This is a genomic window from Achromobacter sp. (assembly GCF_050285565.1).
Lineage (GTDB): Bacteria > Pseudomonadota > Gammaproteobacteria > Burkholderiales > Burkholderiaceae_B > Achromobacter.
Genome location: NZ_JBLZXG010000001.1, coordinates 103236 through 120644 on the forward strand (window position 1 = coordinate 103236; position 17409 = coordinate 120644).

Sequence of the window (17409 nt, forward strand, 5' to 3'; positions counted from 1 at the left end):
CGTTCACAAGATATTACACATTGCGAACCATGGTTGAAATCCCCCTTACATACGGGGGCAATCCCCCGGTATTTCGTACAATCTGCATCTATGGAACTAAACCTGCTGGCTTTGGAAACTTCTTCGTCGCGCTGCGGCGTGGCCCTTTTGCGCGCCACGGGCGGGCGGCTGGAGGTTGCCATCCGTGAACACGAGGGCTCCCAGGAGCACGCGGAACGACTCTTGCCGATGGCCAATGAACTGCTGGCCGAGGCCGGCCTGGCGCCCGGCGCGCTGCAGGCGGTGGCTTTCGGCCAGGGGCCGGGCGGCTTTACCGGCCTGCGGGTGGCCTGCGGCGTGGCCCAGGGCATGGCCATGGGCCTGGGTATTGCGGTGCTGCCGGTGGTCTCGCACCAGGCCGTGGCTGCCCAGGCGGGCGGCACGGCGGACGAGGCCATCGTGGTGGCGCTGGATGCCCGCATGAATGAAGTCTATCTGGCGGTCTATCGCCAGGGCGAAGACGGCAAGGGCGAGCCGGCCTGGGACACGCTGCAGGCGCCGCTGCTGATCGCGGCGGCCGAGGTGCTGCCCTGGACGGCGCATCATCTGGCCTCGTGGTCGCGCGCCGCCGGCCGTCCGCTGACCCCGCTGCTGGCCGGCGATGCCTGGGACGCGTATGCCGCCGACATGCCTGTTCCCGCCGACTGGCGCCGCGCCGCCCAGGCGCAGCGGCCCGAGGCGGCCAGCGTGGCGCGCCTGGCCAGCCAGGCCTGGCTGCGGGGCGAGTCCCTGCCGCCCGAGCAGGCGGCGCCGCTCTACGTGCGCGACAAGGTCGCTTTCACCACCGCCGAACGCCTGCGCGGCGAGGGCGGCAATCCCAAGGCCCGCTCGACGCTGGCGCCGCTGGTGCCGCAGGCGTTGACCGACGCCGATCTGGACGAGGTGGTGGCGCTGGAAGCCAACGTCCAGGCCTTTCCCTGGACGCGCGGCAATTTCGCCGACGCGCTGGCGGCCGGTTATGGCGCCTGGACGCTGCGGCGCGATGGCCGGCTGGCCGGATTCTGTATCTTGATGTTTGCGCCCGACGTGGCCCATCTGCTGGTGATCGCCGTGACGCGCGACCTGCATCGCCAGGGCCTGGGCACGCTGCTGTTGGACTGGTGCGAACAGCAGGCGCGCGAACGCAGCCTGGATGGCGTGCTGCTCGAGGTGCGCCCGTCCAATACCTCGGCGGTCGCGTTCTACAAGGCGCGTGGCTATCTCCAGATCGGCCTGCGGCGCGGCTACTATCCGGCCGAAAAAGGTGGCCGCGAGGATGCGCTGGTGATGCAGAAGCGTCTGGATCCGCCCGTGGCCGCGCCCCAGGGAGCGGCGGCGTGACGGCGCCCCCCGCCACGCCGGCATCGGCCGCGCCGCGCGTCAATCCGCTGCAGCGCCTGTGGTTGCGCGAGCTGGGCATGGAGCGCCTGTGGCTGCGGCCGGCGCCGCAGGCCCTGGTCGCGCCCGTCTCCACGCCCCAAGCGCCGGTTTCCGAACCGGATTCTCCGATGCCGGCGGCGCCCGTGAGGGTGGCGCCGGCGCCCGCCCGCGAGGTCGTGGCCGCGTCTGCGGCACCGGCCGGGCCCGCCGCCGCGGCGCGTGCAACGGGCGCCGCGGCGGGGCTGCGCAACGGCCCCCCGCCCAAGCCGGCGCCCAAGGCCGAGGTCGCGCTGGACGCCGCCCCGGCGCCGGTTCCGGTGGCCGCAGCGGTCAAGCATGCCACCCTGGACGAATTGCGCGAACAGGTGGTGGCCTGCACCGCCTGCGGCCTGTGTGGCGGGCGCCGTCACGCGGTCTTCGGCCATGGCGGACAGCCCACGCGCTGGCTGGTGGTCGGCGAGGCGCCCGGCGAACAGGAAGACCGGCAGGGCCAGCCTTTCGTCGGCCGCTCCGGGCAGTTGCTCGATGCGATGCTGTCGGCGGTGGGCATGAGCCGCGAGCGCGATGTGTTTATCGCCAACGTCATCAAGTGCCGGCCGCCTGGCAACCGGAATCCCAAGCCCGAGGAAATCGCGGCGTGCAGTCCCTACCTGATGCGCCAGATCGCGCTGCTCCAGCCCGAACGCATCCTGGTGCTGGGCCGGTTCGCAGCCCAGACCCTGCTAGGCACGGACGCGACCATCGGCAGCCTGCGCGGCCGGGTACACCAGATGAAGACGGAAGCGGGGCGCGAGATTCCGGTGATCGTGAGTTATCACCCGGCCTATCTGCTGCGCAGTCCGGCCGAAAAGGCGCGCGCCTGGCAGGACCTGAAGTTGGCGGCCCGGCAGTTGTAGGCCGGGACGGGGCCGCCCGCGCGGCCCCTCCGGGCGGGTCAGCGGTTGTGCGAGTCCAGCGCGTGACCGTGGCCTTCCTGGCCGATCTGGTCGTGCAGTTCGGGATTGTCCGCCAGGTTGCGCTTGCTCCAGCGCATGAACACCACCATCAGCACGGCCACCACGGTGCCGAAGATCACGATGATGATGTTGATCGGCAGTTGCAGCCACAGCAGCAGCGTGTACATGGCCACCATCAGCAGGATGTTGAGCTGCTCATTGAAATTCTGCACGGCGATCGAATGGCCGGCCGACAGCAGCACGTGGCCGCGGTGTTGCAGCAGGGCGTTCATGGGCACCACGAAGAAGCCCGCCAGCCCGCCGGTGAGCAGCAGCAGCAGGTAGACGCTCCAGGGCGAATAGACCAGCGGCATCAGCAGCACCACCAGACCCATGGCCGCCCCGACCGGCAGCACCGCCAGGGCGCGGCGCAGCGGAATGCGGCCGGCCAGGATCGAGCCGACCACCGTGCCCAGCGCGGCCACGCCCATCAGCATCGAGGCCTTGTCCAACTGGTAGCCCAGATGGCTGCGGCCCCACTCGATGACGATCAGTTGCAGCGTCGCGCCGGCGCCCCAGAACAGGGTGGTGACGGCCAGCGAGATCTGCCCCAGCTTGTCATTCCAGAGCACGCGCACGTAGCCCCAGAAGGTGCGCATCAGCTTGAGCGGGTTTTTCTGCTGCGGCGGATAGCGCACGTGGGTGTGCGGGATCAGCAGGTTGCACAGCGCCGCCAGCAGGTAGACGAAGGCAATGACCAGGATGGCGGCCTCGGCCGGCGTATGCACCAGCTTGCCGATGAAGGAATGTTGCAGCAGCGCGGTGGAGACCGTGGTCGAGATCAGCAGGCCGCCCAGCACGGTACCCAGGATGATGGAGAAGACGGTCAGGCCCTCGATCCAGCTATTGCCCTTGACCAGCATGGTCGGCGGCAGCATTTCCGTGACGATGCCGTATTTGGCCGGCGAATAGGCGGCGGCGCCGATGCCCACCACGCCGTAGGCGGCGCAGACCAGATAGGTCTGGTATTGCGGGGCGACGCCGAGGCTGGCGTACGAGAACATCAGCAGACAGCCGGCGACCTTCAGGGCATTGGTCGAGAACATCACGCGGCCCTTGGGGTAGGAGTCGGCGATGGCGCCGACGAAGGCGGCCAGCACCACGTAGGCCAGGGCGAAGGACCATTTCATGATCGGGGCCAGCCAGTCGGGGCCATGCAGCTCCTGGATCAGGGCGATCGCGGCGATGAAGAGCGCGTTGTCCGCCAATGACGAGAAGGCCTGCGCGGCCATGACCAGATAGAAACCTCGTTTCAAGAATGTCCCCGTACTTTGACCTGAGCCCGGTCTGTCTGCGTGAAAATGAAGCGTCTTGCGAAAAAGTGTCAGCGAGTATAGCCCGTGGCGCGGGTAGGGCTATTCAGCGTTTGCCCGTGGGTTGCGGCAGGTCAGCCGGACGGCCTGCGAGGGGGCGGGCCGTCCCCGGCTTGACCGTTGTTCACGTTTGGGGACAGACTGCCTGCGGTATCATACGACCCATCCGTGAGCCGGCCCTCCAGGGGCCGGTTTGCAATGTGTGCGGCAGGTCTGTTAACGCCTTTCGTTCAACCCACCCCGTCGTCATCGTACTGTGCGTCTCACTCAGCTCAAACTCGCCGGCTTCAAGTCCTTCGTCGACCCCACCGTGATTCCCGTGCCCAGCCAACTGGTGGGCGTGGTGGGGCCCAATGGCTGCGGCAAATCGAACATCATCGACGCGGTGCGCTGGGTGCTGGGCGAGGCCAAGGCCTCGGAACTGCGTGGCGAGTCCATGCAGGACGTCATCTTCAACGGTTCCGGCAACCGCAAGCCGGCGGCCCGCGCCTCGGTCGAAATGGTGTTCGACAACAGCGAAGGCCGCGCCGCCGGGCAATGGAGTTCCTACGCCGAGATCGCGGTGCGCCGCGTGCTGACGCGCGACGGCACCAGCAGCTACTTCGTCAATAACCAACAGGTCCGGCGCCGCGACATCCACGACATCTTCCTGGGCACCGGCCTGGGCGCGCGCGGCTACGCCATCATCGGCCAGGGCATGATCAACCGGCTGATCGAGGCCCGCCCCGAAGAACTGCGGGTGTTCCTGGAAGAGGCCGCCGGCGTGTCGCGCTATAAAGAACGCCGCCGCGAGACCGAAAACCGCCTGTCCGACACGCGCGAGAACCTGACCCGCGTCGAAGACATCCTGCGCGAATTGAACAGCCAGTTGGAAAAGCTGGAGGCCCAGGCCGAGGTCGCCACGCGCTACCGCGAGTTGCAGGCCGACGGCGAAAAGAAGCAGCATGCGCTGTGGTTCCTGAAGGAAACTGGCGCGCGCGAAGAGCGCGCCAGGAAAGCCCAGGAAATGGCCCAGGCCCAGAACGAACTGGAAGCCGCCATCGCCGGCCTGCGGGCCGGCGAGGCCGCGCTCGAATCGCGGCGCCAGGCCCATTACGCCGCCAGCGACGCGGTCCATGCCGCCCAGGGCGCCCTGTACGAGGCCAATGCCCAGGTCAGCCGCCTCGAGGCCGAGATCCGCCACGTGGTGGATTCGCGCAACCGCCTGCAGGCGCGTCGCGACCAGTTGCAGCAGCAGATCGCCGAATGGAACAGCCAGCGCGAGCACTGCGCCGAGCAGATCGCGCAGGCCGAGGAAGACCTGGCCGCCGGCGCCGCCCGCACCGAAGAGGCGCGCGCCGCCGCCGAGGATGCGCAGTCCGCGCTGCCGGCCGTCGAGCAACGCGTGCGTGAAGCCGCCTCTGGCCGCGACGAGATGCGCGCCGCGCTGGCGCGGGTGGAACAGAACCTGGCCCTGGTGGCGCAGAGCCAGCGCGACGCCGACCGCCAGATGCAGGCCCTGGAGCAGCGCCGCGAGCGCCTGCAGCAGGAACTGCGTGAATTACACAGCCCCGACCCGGAGCGCCTGGAGCAGCTGGCCGGCGACCGCGTCGCCGGCGAGGAACAGCTCGAAGAGGCCCAGGCGGAACTGGCCACCCTCGAAGGCAGGGTGCCGGACGCCGACGCCGAGCGTAGCCGCGCCCAGGCGGCCGCTCAGACCGACGCGCAGAACCTGGCGCGCCTGGAGGCCCGCCTGTCGGCCCTGGTGAAGCTGCAGGAGGACGTGCAGAAGCAGGGCGCCCTGGAGCCGTGGCTCGCCAAGCACGAGCTGGCCGGCCTGACGCGCCTGTGGCAGAAGCTGCACATCGAGCCGGGCTGGGAAACCGCCCTGGAAGCCGCCTTGCGCGAGCGCATGGCCTCGCTCGAAGTGCGCAGCCTGGACTGGGCCCGCGCCTTCTCCGACGACGCGCCGCCCGCCCGCCTGGCCTTCTACCAACTGCCGCCCGCCGCGCCCGCCCCGGCGGCGCCGGCGGGCCTGACGCCGCTGGCCAGCCTGCTGCGCATCACTGATCCGGACCTGCGCACGCTGCTCAACGAGTGGCTGGGCGGCATCTATACCGCCACCGATCTGGCCCAGGCCCTGGCCACCCGCGCCACCCTGCCGGCTGGCGCCGCCTGCGTGGTCAAGGCCGGCCACCTGGTGGATGCGCATAGCGTGCGCTTCTACGCGCCGGATTCCGAACAGGCCGGCCTGTTGGCGCGCCAGCAGGAAATCGAGAACCTGCAACGCGAGATCAAGGCCCAGCAACTGATCACGGATCAGGCCCGTGCCGCCGTGGCCCGCGCCGAAGTCGCCTGGCAGCAGGTGACCCAGGCCATCGCGCCGGCCCGCCAGCGGGTCGCCGAAGTGACCCGCCGGGTGCACGACATCCAGCTCGAACATTCGCGCCTGCAGCAGCAGGCCGAGCAGTCAGGCCAGCACGCCGCGCGCCTGCGCCAGGATCTCGAAGAGATCGCGGCGCACGAGGAAGACCTGCGTGCCGCTCGCGAAGAGGCCGAGGCCCGCTTCGAGGCGCTGGACGAAGAACTGGCCGAACACCAATCGCGTTTCTCCGACGCCGAAATGGACGGCGAGACCCTGGCCGCACAGGCCGAGGCCGCCCGCGCCCGTCTGCGCGAGCTCGAGCGCGCCGCCCAGGAAGCCGAGTTCGCCGAACGCGGCATTCAGGTCCGCATCACCGACCTGCAGCGCAACCAGCAATTGGCGGCCGATCAGAGCCAGCGCGGCAGCGTTGAGCTCGAACAGGTGTTGGCCGACCTGGTCGACCTGGACGCCTCGGCCTCCCAGGCCGGCTTGCAGGACGCCCTGGAACTGCGCGCCGAGCGCGAAGAGGCGCTGTCGCGGGCGCGCCAGGAAATGGAAAACCTGGCGGCGCTGCTGCGCGGCGCCGACGAAGACCGCCTGCAACAAGAGCGCACGCTGGAACCGCGCCGCGCCCGCATCACCGAGCTGCAATTGCAGGAACAGGCCGCGCGCCTGGCCGAGGAACAATTCACCGAGCAGCTCAATGCCCGCGAGGTCGACCGCGAAGCCCTGGCCCAGGATCTGGCCAATCAGCCCGACGAATGGCGCCGCGCCAGTTGGCTGCAATCCGAAGTCACCCGCATTTCGCGCCAGATCGAGTCGCTCGGCTCGGTCAACCTGGCCGCGCTGGACGAACTGAACACCTCGCGCGAACGCAAGGGCTTCCTGGACGACCAGCACCAGGATCTGATGACCGCCATCGAGACCCTGGAAGACGCGATCCGCAAGATCGACCGCGAAACCCGCGACCTGCTGCAAGAGACCTTCAACGTCGTCAACGGCCACTTCGGCGAGCTGTTCCCCAAACTGTTCGGCGGCGGCGAGGCCAAGCTGACCATGACCGGCGAGGAAATCCTCGACGCCGGCGTGCAGGTCATGGCGCAGCCGCCAGGCAAGCGCAACAGCACCATCCACTTGCTGTCAGGCGGCGAAAAGGCGCTGACGGCCACCGCGCTGGTGTTCGCGCTGTTCAAGCTGAACCCCGCGCCGTTCTGCCTGCTGGACGAGGTGGACGCGCCGCTGGACGACGCCAACACCGAGCGCTACGCCAATCTGGTCGCCAACATGAGCGAGCAGACCCAGTTCCTGTTCATCTCGCACAACAAGATCGCGATGCAGATGGCCAAGCAACTGATCGGCGTCACCATGCAAGAGCAGGGGGTTTCGCGTATCGTTGCGGTAGATATAGATTCGGCCGTCCAGATGATGGCCTCCGAAGCGGCATAAACCCAATATTCAGAATGGCGCCGGCTTCATGGCGCGGGATTTACACATGAGTGATTTGCAGATCGGGCTGATTGCCCTGGGCGTCTTGCTGATACTGCTGGTGCTGGGCTTTAACTGGTGGCAGGATCGCCGCGTCCGCCGCAAGATGCAAAGCCATTTCCCCACCTCCGAGCAGGATCCGCTGCTGGGGGCGGGCGCGGCCGCCGCGGCAGGCGGCGCGGCCATGCGGCGCGAGCCGGGCATCGGCGACGCGCCCAAGGCGCATCCGGAACAACCCAAACCGGTCGATCCGGGCAGCGATGCCGACGATGCCGAGGAACCCGATCCCGCCTGCGAAGTGGTCATCGAGATCAACTTCGCCGAGCCGGTGCGCGGCGCCGACCTGCTGCCCTACATGCAGAGCCTGCGCCAGGTGGGCCGCAAGCCGATGCGCGTGTTCGCCGAAACCGACCAGCGCCGCCACCGCGCGCGGGTGCATGGCGGCGAGTCGTACGCCTCGATGCAGTTGGCGGTACTGCTGGCCAACCGCAGCGGCCCGCTGACCGCCATCGAATGGTCGCAGGCCTGGGCTCGCGCCCAGGACATGGCCGAGCGCTTCGACGCCACCATCGAAGGGCCCGACCAGCAGGCCGTCCTGGAGCAGGCCGCGCGCCTGGATGACACCTGCGCCGCCCTCGATACCCAGGTCGGCCTGACCCTGTTGCTGGGCGCCGCCCAGCCGGCCGCCGAAGTGCTCAACGTGGCCCGCGACGCCGGCTTCGTCGCCGACGGCAACCGCCTGGCCTGGCCGGCCGAGAACGGCGTGGCCCGCTTCACCCTGGCGCGCGCCGACGGCGCCGCCTTCGATGCCGGCATGGGGGGCATCGAACGCCTGTACCTGCTGCTGGACGTGCCTTGCAGTCCGGCCGACAGCCGCGCCTTCGGCCGCATGGTCGACGTGGGCCGCGAACTGGCCGCGCGCCTGCGCGCCGACCTGGTCGACGACCAGGGCAAGCCGCTGGCCGATGGCTCCGAAAGTGTCATCGACGAACGGCTGCAGGTTTTGTTCGGCCAGCTCGAGCAAGCCGGCCTGCCCGCCGGCAGCGAGCGCGCCCAGCGGGTGTTTGCATAATGAGCAAGGCCGGAGGGACACCCGCGGCGGAAACCGCGGCGCGCCTGCGCGCGGAAATCGAGCAGCACAACGTCCGCTACTACGTCTACGACGCCCCCTCGATCTCGGACGCCGAATATGACCGGCTGATGCGCGAGCTGCAGGACCTGGAAGCCGCGCATCCTGAACTGGTCACGCCCGAGTCGCCCACGCAGCGCGTCGGCGCCGCGCCGGTCTCGGCCTTCGGCAGTGTGCGCCACGCGGTGCCGATGCTGTCGCTGGGCAATGCCTTCGACGAGCAAGACGTGGTGGCGTTCGACCGGCGCGTCACCGACACGCTGCGCGGCGCGGGCCTGTTGGGCCCGGCGCAGCAGGCCGAGTACTTCTGTGAACTGAAGCTTGACGGCCTGGCGATCAGCCTGCGCTATGAAGACGGCCGGCTGGTTCAGGCCGCCACCCGTGGCGACGGCCAGACCGGCGAGGACGTCACCTCCAATATCCGCACCATCAAGGCGATTCCGCTGCAACTGAGCGGCCCGGCGCCCAAGGTGCTGGAGGTGCGCGGCGAGGTGCTGATGAACCGCGCCGATTTCGAGAAACTCAACGCGGCCCAGGCCAAGCGCGACGAGAAAGTCTTCGTCAACCCGCGCAACGCCGCCGCCGGCAGCCTGCGCCAGCTCGATCCGCGCATCACCGCCAAGCGGCCCTTGCGCTTTTTCGCGTATGGCTGGGGCGAGGTGCGGGGGCTGCCGGGCACGCAGAGCGGTCTGTTCGACGAAGCATCGGCTGGCGCGGCCGACGCCTCGACCCTGCCTGAGAAATCGCATGGCGCCATGCTCGACTGGCTGGCCTCGCTGGGATTGCCGGTCAACGTCCGGCACAATCAGCGCGCCACCGGCGCCGAAGGCCTGATGGCCTTCTACGCCAAGGTCGGTGCCGTGCGCCCCGAGTTGCCTTACGACATCGACGGTGTGGTCTACAAGGTGGATTCGCTGCCGGCGCAGAAGCTGCTGGGCTTCGTGGCGCGCGCGCCGCGCTTCGCCCTGGCGCACAAGTTCCCGGCCGAAGAGGCCACCACCACGCTGCTGGACATCGAGGTGCAGGTCGGCCGTACCGGCGCCATCACCCCGGTCGCCCGGCTCAAGCCGGTCTTCGTGGGCGGCGTGACCGTCACCAACGCCACGCTGCACAACGAAGACGAGATCCGCCGCAAGGACGTGCGCATCGGCGACACGGTCATCGTGCGCCGGGCCGGCGACGTGATCCCGGAAGTGGTGAGCGCCGTGCTCGAAAAGCGTCCTGCCGACGCGCGTGAATTCGTCATGCCCAAGGCCTGTCCGGTCTGTGGCTCGGCGATCGAGCGCCTCGAAGACGAAACCATCGCCCGCTGCACCGGCGGCCTGTTCTGCGCGGCGCAGCGCAAGCAGACGCTGTGGCATGCCGCGAGCCGCAAGGCGCTCGACATCGAGGGCCTGGGCGAGAAACTGGTGGAGCAACTGGTGGACAGCGGCCGCGTCAAAACGCTGGCCGACCTGTTCAGCCTGCGCCCGCTCGAACTGGTCGGGCTGGAGCGCATGGGCCAGAAGTCGGCCGACAACCTGGTCGAGGCCATCGACAAGGCGCGCGCGCCGGCGCTCGGGCGCCTGCTGTTCGCGCTCGGCATCCGCCACGTGGGCGAGACCACGGCACGTGATGTCGCGCGGCACTTTGGCAGCATCGAGGCCATCATGGACGCCGACGAGGATGCGCTGTCTTCGGTGCCGGACGTGGGGCCGGTGGTGGCGGGCTCGATCCGCCGCTTCTTCGCCGAACAGCACAACCGCGACGTGATCGGGCATCTCAAGGCGCAGGGGGTGCACCCGGTAGCCGAGGCCGTGCCGCAGGACACCACGCTGGCGGGCAAGACCTTCGTGCTGACCGGCACGTTGCCCAACTGGACGCGCGAGGAAGCGTCCATGCGCATCCAGGCCGCGGGCGGCAAGGTCAGCGGCTCGGTATCCAAGAAGACCGCCTACCTGGTGGCCGGCGAGGATGCCGGCAGCAAGCTCACCAAGGCCCAGGAACTGGGCGTCACGGTGCTGGACGAGGACGGGCTCAAGGAACTGCTGGGTTCGTCCTGATCGAACGGGCCGCCTGGCCCGCGCAAAAAAAACTGCCCGCGCATGGCGGGCAGTTTCTGTGGAAAGACGCCGGCTTTACTGGATCTTGGCCTTTTCGCGCAGTTCCTTCTGGTAGTCGGCCAGGGTTTGCTGGCGCAGCATTTCTTCCAGTTGGGTGCGAACCTGATCCAGCGGCGGGAATTCGACCGGACGGGTGTCGTCGACCATGATGATGTGCCAGCCGAACTGGGTTTGCACCGGCTTGTCGACCAGTTGCCCCTTCTTGAGCTGGGTCACGGCCTGGGCGAACGGCTGCACGTAGTTGGTGGGAGGCGCCCAACCGAGGTCGCCACCCTTTTCGGCGCTGCCGGGGTCCTTCGAGTTCTTCTTGGCCAGGTCGTCGAACTTGGCCTTGTTGCTCTTCAACTGGGCCAGCAGGTCGTTGGCGGTCTTTTCGTCTTCGACCAGGATGTGACGGACCTTGTATTCCATCTTGCCGGCCTGTTCTTTCTTGATCTTCTCGTACTCGGCCGTGACCTTGGCGTCCGACACCGGGTGCTTGGCCAGGTAATCGGCCATCAGGGCGCGAACCAGGATGCCTTGGCGGGCCAGTTCGATTTCGGTCTGGACGTCGGCCTGCTTGGCGATGCCGCCGGCTTCGGCGGCTTGCACGAAGACCTGGCGGTTGATCATTTCCTGCTTGACCTGTTCGCGCAGTTGGGGCGAATCGGTGGCACCCTGGCTGACCAGCAGCTTGACGAATTGATCCAGGCTCTTCTGCGAAATGGCCTTGCCATTGACGGTGGCGACGTTCTGGGCGAAGGCGGGCACGGCGATGACGCAGGCGGCGGCCAGCATGACGATGCGTTTCATGAATATCCTTTTTACTTTCTATTTGGGAGCCTGGGCATCTAGCGCAAGCGCATGAATCGGATAGGGGATCAAATCTTGTAAATGATGATACACCAGCCGATGTCGCGCCACGGGGTTCAGTCCTGTAAAGCAGGACGCCACGATGTGAACGCGATAATGGCCGGCGCCGTTTTTACTGCCTTCGTGACCGGCATGCAAATGCGAGTCGTCCTGGATGTCCAGGGAAAGCGGTTCCAGGACGGCCAGGCGCTCCCGGATCAGAGTGATGCGGTCGGAGGTTTCTGACATGGCGTTGAGCGTAAAAGTTCCGGCGCGCGCGGCGCGCCATGGGAAGGGGAGGCCGGGCGCCTGGCCCGGCCGCGGACGTCAGGCCTTGGGCGGAGGGGCCGCGCCGTCGTCGGCCTGGATGTGCTTGCCCAGCCAGATCGACTGACCGATGACGAAGACGATCATCAGGCCCATCAGGCCAAAAGCCTTGAAGCTGACCCACTGGGATTCGGTGAAGTGCCCTGAAAACGCCACGTACAGATTGATGGCGCCGGCGAACAGGAAGAAGCCGGCCCAGATCAGGTTGAGCTTGTCCCAGGCGGCATCGGGCAACTGGATCTGCTTTTCCATCAGGCGGCGGATCAGGTTGCGGCCGAACAGCAGGCGCGCGAACACCAGCGCGCCGCCGAACAGCCAGTACAGCACCGTCGGCTTCCATTTGATGAAGACATCGCTGTGCAGCCAGATGGTGGCGCCGCCGAACACCAGGATCACGGTCAGGTTGATCCAGTGCATCGCCTCGGTGGCGCGGCCGGTGACCTTGAGCCAGACGATCTGCAGCACCGCCGCCGCCATGGCCACGCCGGTCGCCACGAAGATGTCGGTGAAGCGGTAGGCCAGGAAGAACAGGAACAGCGGAAAGAGGTCGAACAGGAACTTCTTCATTCTTCTATGGGTTCGAACGTCATCGACAGGGAATTGATGCAGTAGCGCAGGCCGGTGGGCTCGGGGCCGTCGGGGAAGACGTGGCCCAGGTGCGCGTCGCAGACGTTGCACAGCACCTCGGTGCGCACCATGCCGTGCGAGGTGTCGCGTTCCTCGCGCACCCGTTCCGGGTCGAGCGCCTGGAAATAGCTGGGCCAGCCACAGCCGGCGTCGAACTTGGTGTCCGACGCGAACAGCGCGGTGCCACAGCCCACGCAGCGATAGATGCCCGGGGTGAAGGTATTCCAGTAACGCCCGGTGAATGCCCGTTCGGTACCCTTTTCGCGGGTGACGACGTATTCTTCCGGGGACAGCTGGGCCCGCCATTCGGCGTCGGTTTTGCGTACTTTGTCCATATCAGCTCTTGGAGTCCCGATGCCCGAAATGGTTCGGGCATAATCCCGCCCCATGTTAATCGAGTTTGACCAGGCGATTGTATCGACGCCCCAGGCGGAAGTGTTGCGCGGGGTGAGCCTGGCGCTGGGCGGGCGCCGGGTCGGCATCGTCGGCCCGAATGGCGCCGGCAAGAGCACACTGGCGCGGCTGGTCAACGGGCTGGTGCTGCCGACCTCCGGCAGCGTGCGGGTTGGCGGCCTGGATACGCGGCATGAATTGAAGGCGGTGCGCCGCCAGGTCGGTTTCGTATTCCAGAACCCCGAGAACCAGATCGTTTTTCCCATCGTGCGCGAGGACCTGGCGTTCGGCCTGAAGCACCTGGAACCCGACCGCGCGCGGCGCGAGGCCCGCATCGAGGCCGAGCTGGCCGCCCTGGGCGTGGCGCACCTGGCGGACCGCAGCAGCCACACCCTGTCCGGCGGCGAGCGTCAATTGGTGGCGCTGGCGGCGGTGCTGGTGATGCGGCCCGGGCTGGTGGTGTTCGACGAACCCACCACCCAACTGGACCTGCGCAACCGCAACCGCGTGCGTGACGCCATCGCGGCCATGCCGCAGGATGCCATTGTGGTCAGCCACGACCTGGCGCTGCTGGAAGACTTCGAACGGGTGTTGGTGGTTCAGGACGGCGCCATTGCCGCCGACGATGCGCCAGCCGCCGCGCTGCGCTGGTACCGGGACCACTGCGCGTGATCGACCCCCTGTACCTTCCCGGCGACTCGCCGCTGCACCGGCTGCCCGCCGGCCTGAAACTGCTGGCGCTGGCCGCGGCCGGCGCCGGGCTGTTCCTGGTGCGCGATCCCCGTATCCTGGCGGCCGTCTGCGCGCTTGCCGGCCTGCTGCTGTGGAGCGCTGGCGCATCGCCGGGCGGCGTCTGGCGCCAGGTGCGCGGCCTGGCCTGGGTGCTGCTGGCCGTGGGCGCGTTCACGGCCTGGTTCCAGGGCTGGCTGGAGGCGCTGGCGGTACTCTTGCGCATCGCCGCGATGGTCGGATTGGCGTTGGCGGTGACGCTGTCGACCCGCAGTTCCGACCTGATCGCCGTGTGCGAACGCGCGCTGACGCCGTTGCAGCGCATCGGCCTGCTGGACGCCGGCAAGGTATCGCTGGCGTTGGCGCTGGCCCTGCGCTTCGTGCCGGAGATCTGGCGCAATTTCCACGAGATCCGCGAGGCCCAGGCGGCACGCGGATTGGGGGCCAACCCGGTGGCGTTGATCGTGCCGCTGGTGGTGCTGACGCTGAAGCGGGCGCAGGAAGTGGCCGAGGCCATCGACGCCCGCAGCCTGTGACTTGCTTGCGACGTCGTTCCTGATTCCCTGTTCCCTTAGATAGAAAGGGCATTGCCATGAAATCCAACAATACTGTGCTGGTGGCGCTGTTCGCCGCGCTGATCGTGGTGCTGAGCCTGATGCCGCCGATTCCGCTGCCGGGCATTCCCGTGCCGATCACGCTGCAGACGCTGGGCGTGATGCTGGCCGGGGCCATGCTGGGGCCGGGCCGCGGTGCGCTGGCCTGCCTGTTGTACATGGCGCTGGCGGCCATCGGCCTGCCGGTGCTGCCGGGCGGCCGGGGCGGTCTGGGGGCGTTCTTCGGGCCCACGGGCGGCTTCCTGGTGGGAATGGTGGCCGGCGCGTTCGTCACCGGCTGGCTGGCGCGGCGCCTGGCGGGCCGGGCGCCGGGCTTTGGCGGCCAGTTGGCCGGCTGCGTCATCGCCTGCGTCATCGGCGGCATCGTGGTGGTCTACGCCTGCGGCGTGCCGTGGCTGGCGGCGGTCACGCAGATCGGACTGGCCAAGGCCGCGACGGCGGTGGTGGTGTTCGTGCCCGGCGACCTGATCAAGGCCGCACTGGCGGCGTGGGTGGCGGCGCGGGTCGAACGAGTCTGGCCGCTGCGTGACCGCTGAGCGCGGCGCGGCGTTGGCGGCCCAAGGGAATCCCCCAACTGACGCCCGTGGGGCTTTCAAGTACAAGTTCGCCATTAACGAATGCATTTGCTGAATTGTGGTTGCCGTAGCACATCAGGGATTTACCGTAGTTGCGCCAAGTCATCTGATACTGTTTTAACCCTATAATATTTTTTTCTGTATAACTTTAACTAGGCTCGCTTCCGCCTCGACCGGGGCACAAAAGAGCCACCACAGGAGACAAAACATGCGCAAGCACTTCGGCTTGTCCGCGGCCGCCGCCGCCGTTGCCCTGACCCTGCCGCTGCTGGCCAGCGCCCAGGTCAAGGTGGGCGTCACGGTGTCCAGCACCGGCCCCGCCGCGTCGCTGGGCATCCCCGAGCGCAACACCGTTGCGCTGCTGCCCAAGGAAGTGGCCGGCCAGAAGATCGAATGGATCGTCCTGGACGACGCCACCGATACGACCCAGGCCGTCAAGAACTCGCGCAAGCTGGCGTCCGACGACAAGGTTGACGTGCTGATCGGCACCTCGGTCACGCCGGGCTCGCTGGCCATGGTGGACGTGGCCGCCGAAGCCAAGGTGCCGATGATCAGCGTGGCCGCCAGCGCCAAGATCGTCGAACCCGTGGACGACAAGCGCCGCTGGGTCTTCAAGACCCCGCAGAACGACGCGCTGATGGCCGGCGCCCTGGCTGACGCCATGGCCAAGTCCAAGGTCAAGACGCTGGGCTTCATCGGCTTTGCCGACGCCTACGGCGACGGCTGGCTGGACGTGATGCAGAAGGCCGCCAAGGCCAAGGGCATCGAGATCGTCGCCATCGAAAAATACGGCCGCACCGACACCAGCGTGACGGGCCAGGTGCTCAAGCTGGTCGGCGCCAAGCCCGACGCCATCCTGATCGCCGGCGCCGGCACCCCGTCGGCGCTGCCGCAAAAGGAATTGAAGGCCCGCAACTACGGCGGCACCATCTACCAGACCCACGGCGCCGCCAACAACGACGTGCTGCGCGTCTGCGGCAAGGACTGCGACGGCATGTACCTGCCGGCCGGCCCGCTGCTGGTCGCGGCCCAACTGCCCGACAGCAACCCGGTCAAGAAGTCGGCCCTGGCCTACGTCGAGACCTACGAGAAGGCCAACGGCGCCGGTTCGACCAACACCTTCGGCGGCCACATGTGGGATGCCGGCCAACTGGTGGTGGCGGCCTTGCCCGCGGCCCTGAAGACCGGCGCCAAGCCGGGCACGCCGGAGTTCCGCGCCGCCATGCGCGACGCCCTGGAAAACGTCAAGGACCTGGCCGCCTCGCAAGGCGTGTTCAACATGTCGCCGACGGACCACGCCGGTTTCGATGAGCGCTCGCGCGTCATCGTCAAGGTCGAAGGCGGCAAGTGGGTCTACCAGCCCGGCCTGTAATTCCCCTGGATTGCCCGATCCAAGGGCGCTCCTCGGGGCGCCCAAGCAATGCTTCGCACCGGCCTTTCCGGCCGGTGTGTCGTATCAGTGTTCCGGGCGGGGTCGGAACACCAAGAATCAATAAGGTTGTTAGATGGATTCCTCAATTGCGCTGATTCTGCTGCAAGACGGTATCGTCAACGGCGCCATCTATGCCCTGCTGGGCATGGCGCTGGTGCTGGTGTTCGCCGTTACGCGCGTCATATTCATTCCCCAGGGCGAGTTCGTGGCGTTCGGCGCCCTGACGCTCGCGATGCTGGTGGATGGCAAGGTGCCTGGCACCGCCTATCTCTTGCCGCTGCTGGGCGCCGTGTGCCTGGCGCTCGAACTGCTGCGCGCGCTGCGCACCCGCAGCGCGGCAGGCCTGCCCAAGGCGCTGCTGACCTGTCTCGTCGTGCCGCTCGCGCTGCTGTGGCTGACGGTCACCTACACCGCCGCCGGCAATTCCCTGTGGCTCAACATGCTGTTGACGCTGCTGCTGGTGATCCCGATGGGCCCGATGGTCTATCGCATCGTCTACCAGCCGCTGGCCGAGGCCACCGTGCTGGTGCTGCTGATCGTGTCGGTGGCGGTGCACTTCGCGCTGACCGGCCTGGCCCTGGTGTTTTTCGGCGCCGAAGGCTGGCGCACGCCCGCGTTCGTGAGCGGCCAGGTCGACCTGGGCTTCACCACCTGGTCGGCGCAGAGCCTGTTCGTGGTCGCGACCTGCGCGCTGCTGATCATCGCGCTGTGGCTGTTCTTCGGCAAGACGCTGTACGGCCGTGCGTTGCGCGCCACCGCCGTCAACCGCCGCGGCGCGCGCCTGGTGGGCATCAGCACCACCATGTCGGGCAGCCTGACCTTCACGCTGGCCACCGCCATCGGCGCCATGTCCGGCATGCTGATCGCGCCCATCACCACGGTCTACTACGACACGGGCTTCCTGATCGGCCTGAAGGGCTTTGTCGGCGCCATCATCGGCGGTTTGGCCAGCTACCCCGTGGCGGCCGCCGGCTCGCTGCTGGTGGGCGTGCTGGAATCGTTCTCGTCCTTCTGGGCCAGCGCCTACAAGGAAGTGATCGTCTTCACCTTGATTATCCCGGTTCTGGTCTGGCGTTCGTTCAGCACCCATCACGTGGACGAAGAGGAGTAAACGC

Annotated in this window: 15 protein-coding genes; 10 read left to right on the forward strand and 5 right to left on the reverse strand. The window is 67.8% G+C overall.

Going from position 1 to position 17409, the window contains the following annotated elements; genetic code table 11:
* Positions 1–90 precede the first annotated feature (90 nt).
* A complete protein-coding gene (tsaB, locus tag ACN6O8_RS00465; protein ID WP_427989134.1) occupies positions 91–1359 on the forward strand; it encodes a tRNA (adenosine(37)-N6)-threonylcarbamoyltransferase complex dimerization subunit type 1 TsaB in 1269 nt (422 codons plus the stop codon).
* Positions 1356–2294, forward strand: coding sequence for a uracil-DNA glycosylase (locus ACN6O8_RS00470; RefSeq protein WP_427989135.1), 939 nt, complete (start codon positions 1356–1358; stop codon positions 2292–2294). Before tsaB ends, ACN6O8_RS00470 begins: the two co-directional genes overlap by 4 nt.
* A gap of 38 nt (positions 2295–2332) precedes the next feature.
* Here ACN6O8_RS00470 and lplT read toward each other — a convergent pair whose 3' ends face one another.
* On the reverse strand, positions 2333–3649 hold the full coding sequence (gene lplT / locus ACN6O8_RS00475) for a lysophospholipid transporter LplT (RefSeq protein WP_427989136.1): 1317 nt from the start codon (positions 3647–3649) through the stop codon (positions 2333–2335).
* Between the two features lie 313 nt (positions 3650–3962).
* Between lplT and smc the strand changes: the two genes are divergently transcribed.
* The 3 genes from smc to ligA are packed head-to-tail and all read left to right on the forward strand — an operon-like array spanning position 3963 to position 10706.
* A complete protein-coding gene (gene smc, locus ACN6O8_RS00480) occupies positions 3963–7496 on the forward strand; it encodes a chromosome segregation protein SMC (protein ID WP_427989137.1) in 3534 nt (1177 codons plus the stop codon).
* A gap of 46 nt (positions 7497–7542) precedes the next feature.
* Positions 7543–8607, forward strand: a complete 1065-nt coding sequence (locus ACN6O8_RS00485) for a cell division protein ZipA C-terminal FtsZ-binding domain-containing protein (RefSeq protein ID WP_427989138.1) — start codon at positions 7543–7545, stop codon at positions 8605–8607.
* Complete coding sequence (ligA, locus tag ACN6O8_RS00490; RefSeq protein WP_427989139.1) at positions 8607–10706, forward strand: NAD-dependent DNA ligase LigA; 2100 nt, start codon at positions 8607–8609, stop codon at positions 10704–10706. The genes ACN6O8_RS00485 and ligA overlap by 1 nt, the downstream gene beginning before the upstream one ends.
* A 75-nt stretch (positions 10707–10781) precedes the next feature.
* Here ligA and ACN6O8_RS00495 read toward each other — a convergent pair whose 3' ends face one another.
* The 4 genes from ACN6O8_RS00495 to msrB form a co-directional block, all read right to left on the reverse strand.
* Positions 10782–11558, reverse strand: a complete 777-nt coding sequence (locus ACN6O8_RS00495; RefSeq protein WP_427989140.1) for a foldase protein PrsA — start codon at positions 11556–11558, stop codon at positions 10782–10784.
* An 18-nt stretch (positions 11559–11576) separates the two neighbouring features.
* The gene (locus ACN6O8_RS00500) at positions 11577–11846 is read right to left on the reverse strand and encodes a BolA family protein (protein ID WP_427989141.1); all 270 of its coding nucleotides are present in this window, start codon (positions 11844–11846) and stop codon (positions 11577–11579) included.
* 78 nt (positions 11847–11924) lie between these two features.
* Entirely contained in the window at positions 11925–12491 is a 567-nt protein-coding gene (locus ACN6O8_RS00505; RefSeq protein ID WP_427989142.1) for a septation protein A, read from the reverse strand.
* Positions 12488–12886 (reverse strand): peptide-methionine (R)-S-oxide reductase MsrB, encoded by a 399-nt coding sequence (msrB, locus tag ACN6O8_RS00510; protein ID WP_427989143.1) that lies wholly within the window; start codon positions 12884–12886, stop codon positions 12488–12490. Before msrB ends, ACN6O8_RS00505 begins: the two co-directional genes overlap by 4 nt.
* Before the next feature lie 52 nt (positions 12887–12938).
* Between msrB and ACN6O8_RS00515 the strand changes: the two genes are divergently transcribed.
* The 5 genes from ACN6O8_RS00515 (at position 12939) to ACN6O8_RS00535 (ending at position 17405) form a co-directional block, all read left to right on the forward strand.
* Positions 12939–13616 carry an energy-coupling factor ABC transporter ATP-binding protein gene (locus tag ACN6O8_RS00515; protein WP_427989144.1) on the forward strand — a complete coding sequence of 226 codons (678 nt, stop codon included), beginning with the start codon at positions 12939–12941 and terminating at the stop codon, positions 13614–13616.
* Positions 13613–14209, forward strand: coding sequence for an energy-coupling factor transporter transmembrane component T family protein (locus tag ACN6O8_RS00520; RefSeq protein ID WP_427989145.1), 597 nt, complete (start codon positions 13613–13615; stop codon positions 14207–14209). Before ACN6O8_RS00515 ends, ACN6O8_RS00520 begins: the two co-directional genes overlap by 4 nt.
* A gap of 56 nt (positions 14210–14265) precedes the next feature.
* Positions 14266–14823, forward strand: coding sequence for a biotin transporter BioY (locus ACN6O8_RS00525; protein ID WP_427989146.1), 558 nt, complete (start codon positions 14266–14268; stop codon positions 14821–14823).
* A gap of 247 nt (positions 14824–15070) precedes the next feature.
* Positions 15071–16234, forward strand: a complete 1164-nt coding sequence (locus tag ACN6O8_RS00530) for an ABC transporter substrate-binding protein (RefSeq protein WP_427989147.1) — start codon at positions 15071–15073, stop codon at positions 16232–16234.
* A gap of 133 nt (positions 16235–16367) precedes the next feature.
* Entirely contained in the window at positions 16368–17405 is a 1038-nt protein-coding gene (locus ACN6O8_RS00535) for a branched-chain amino acid ABC transporter permease (RefSeq protein ID WP_427989148.1), read from the forward strand.
* The last annotated feature ends 4 nt before the right edge of the window (positions 17406–17409 follow it).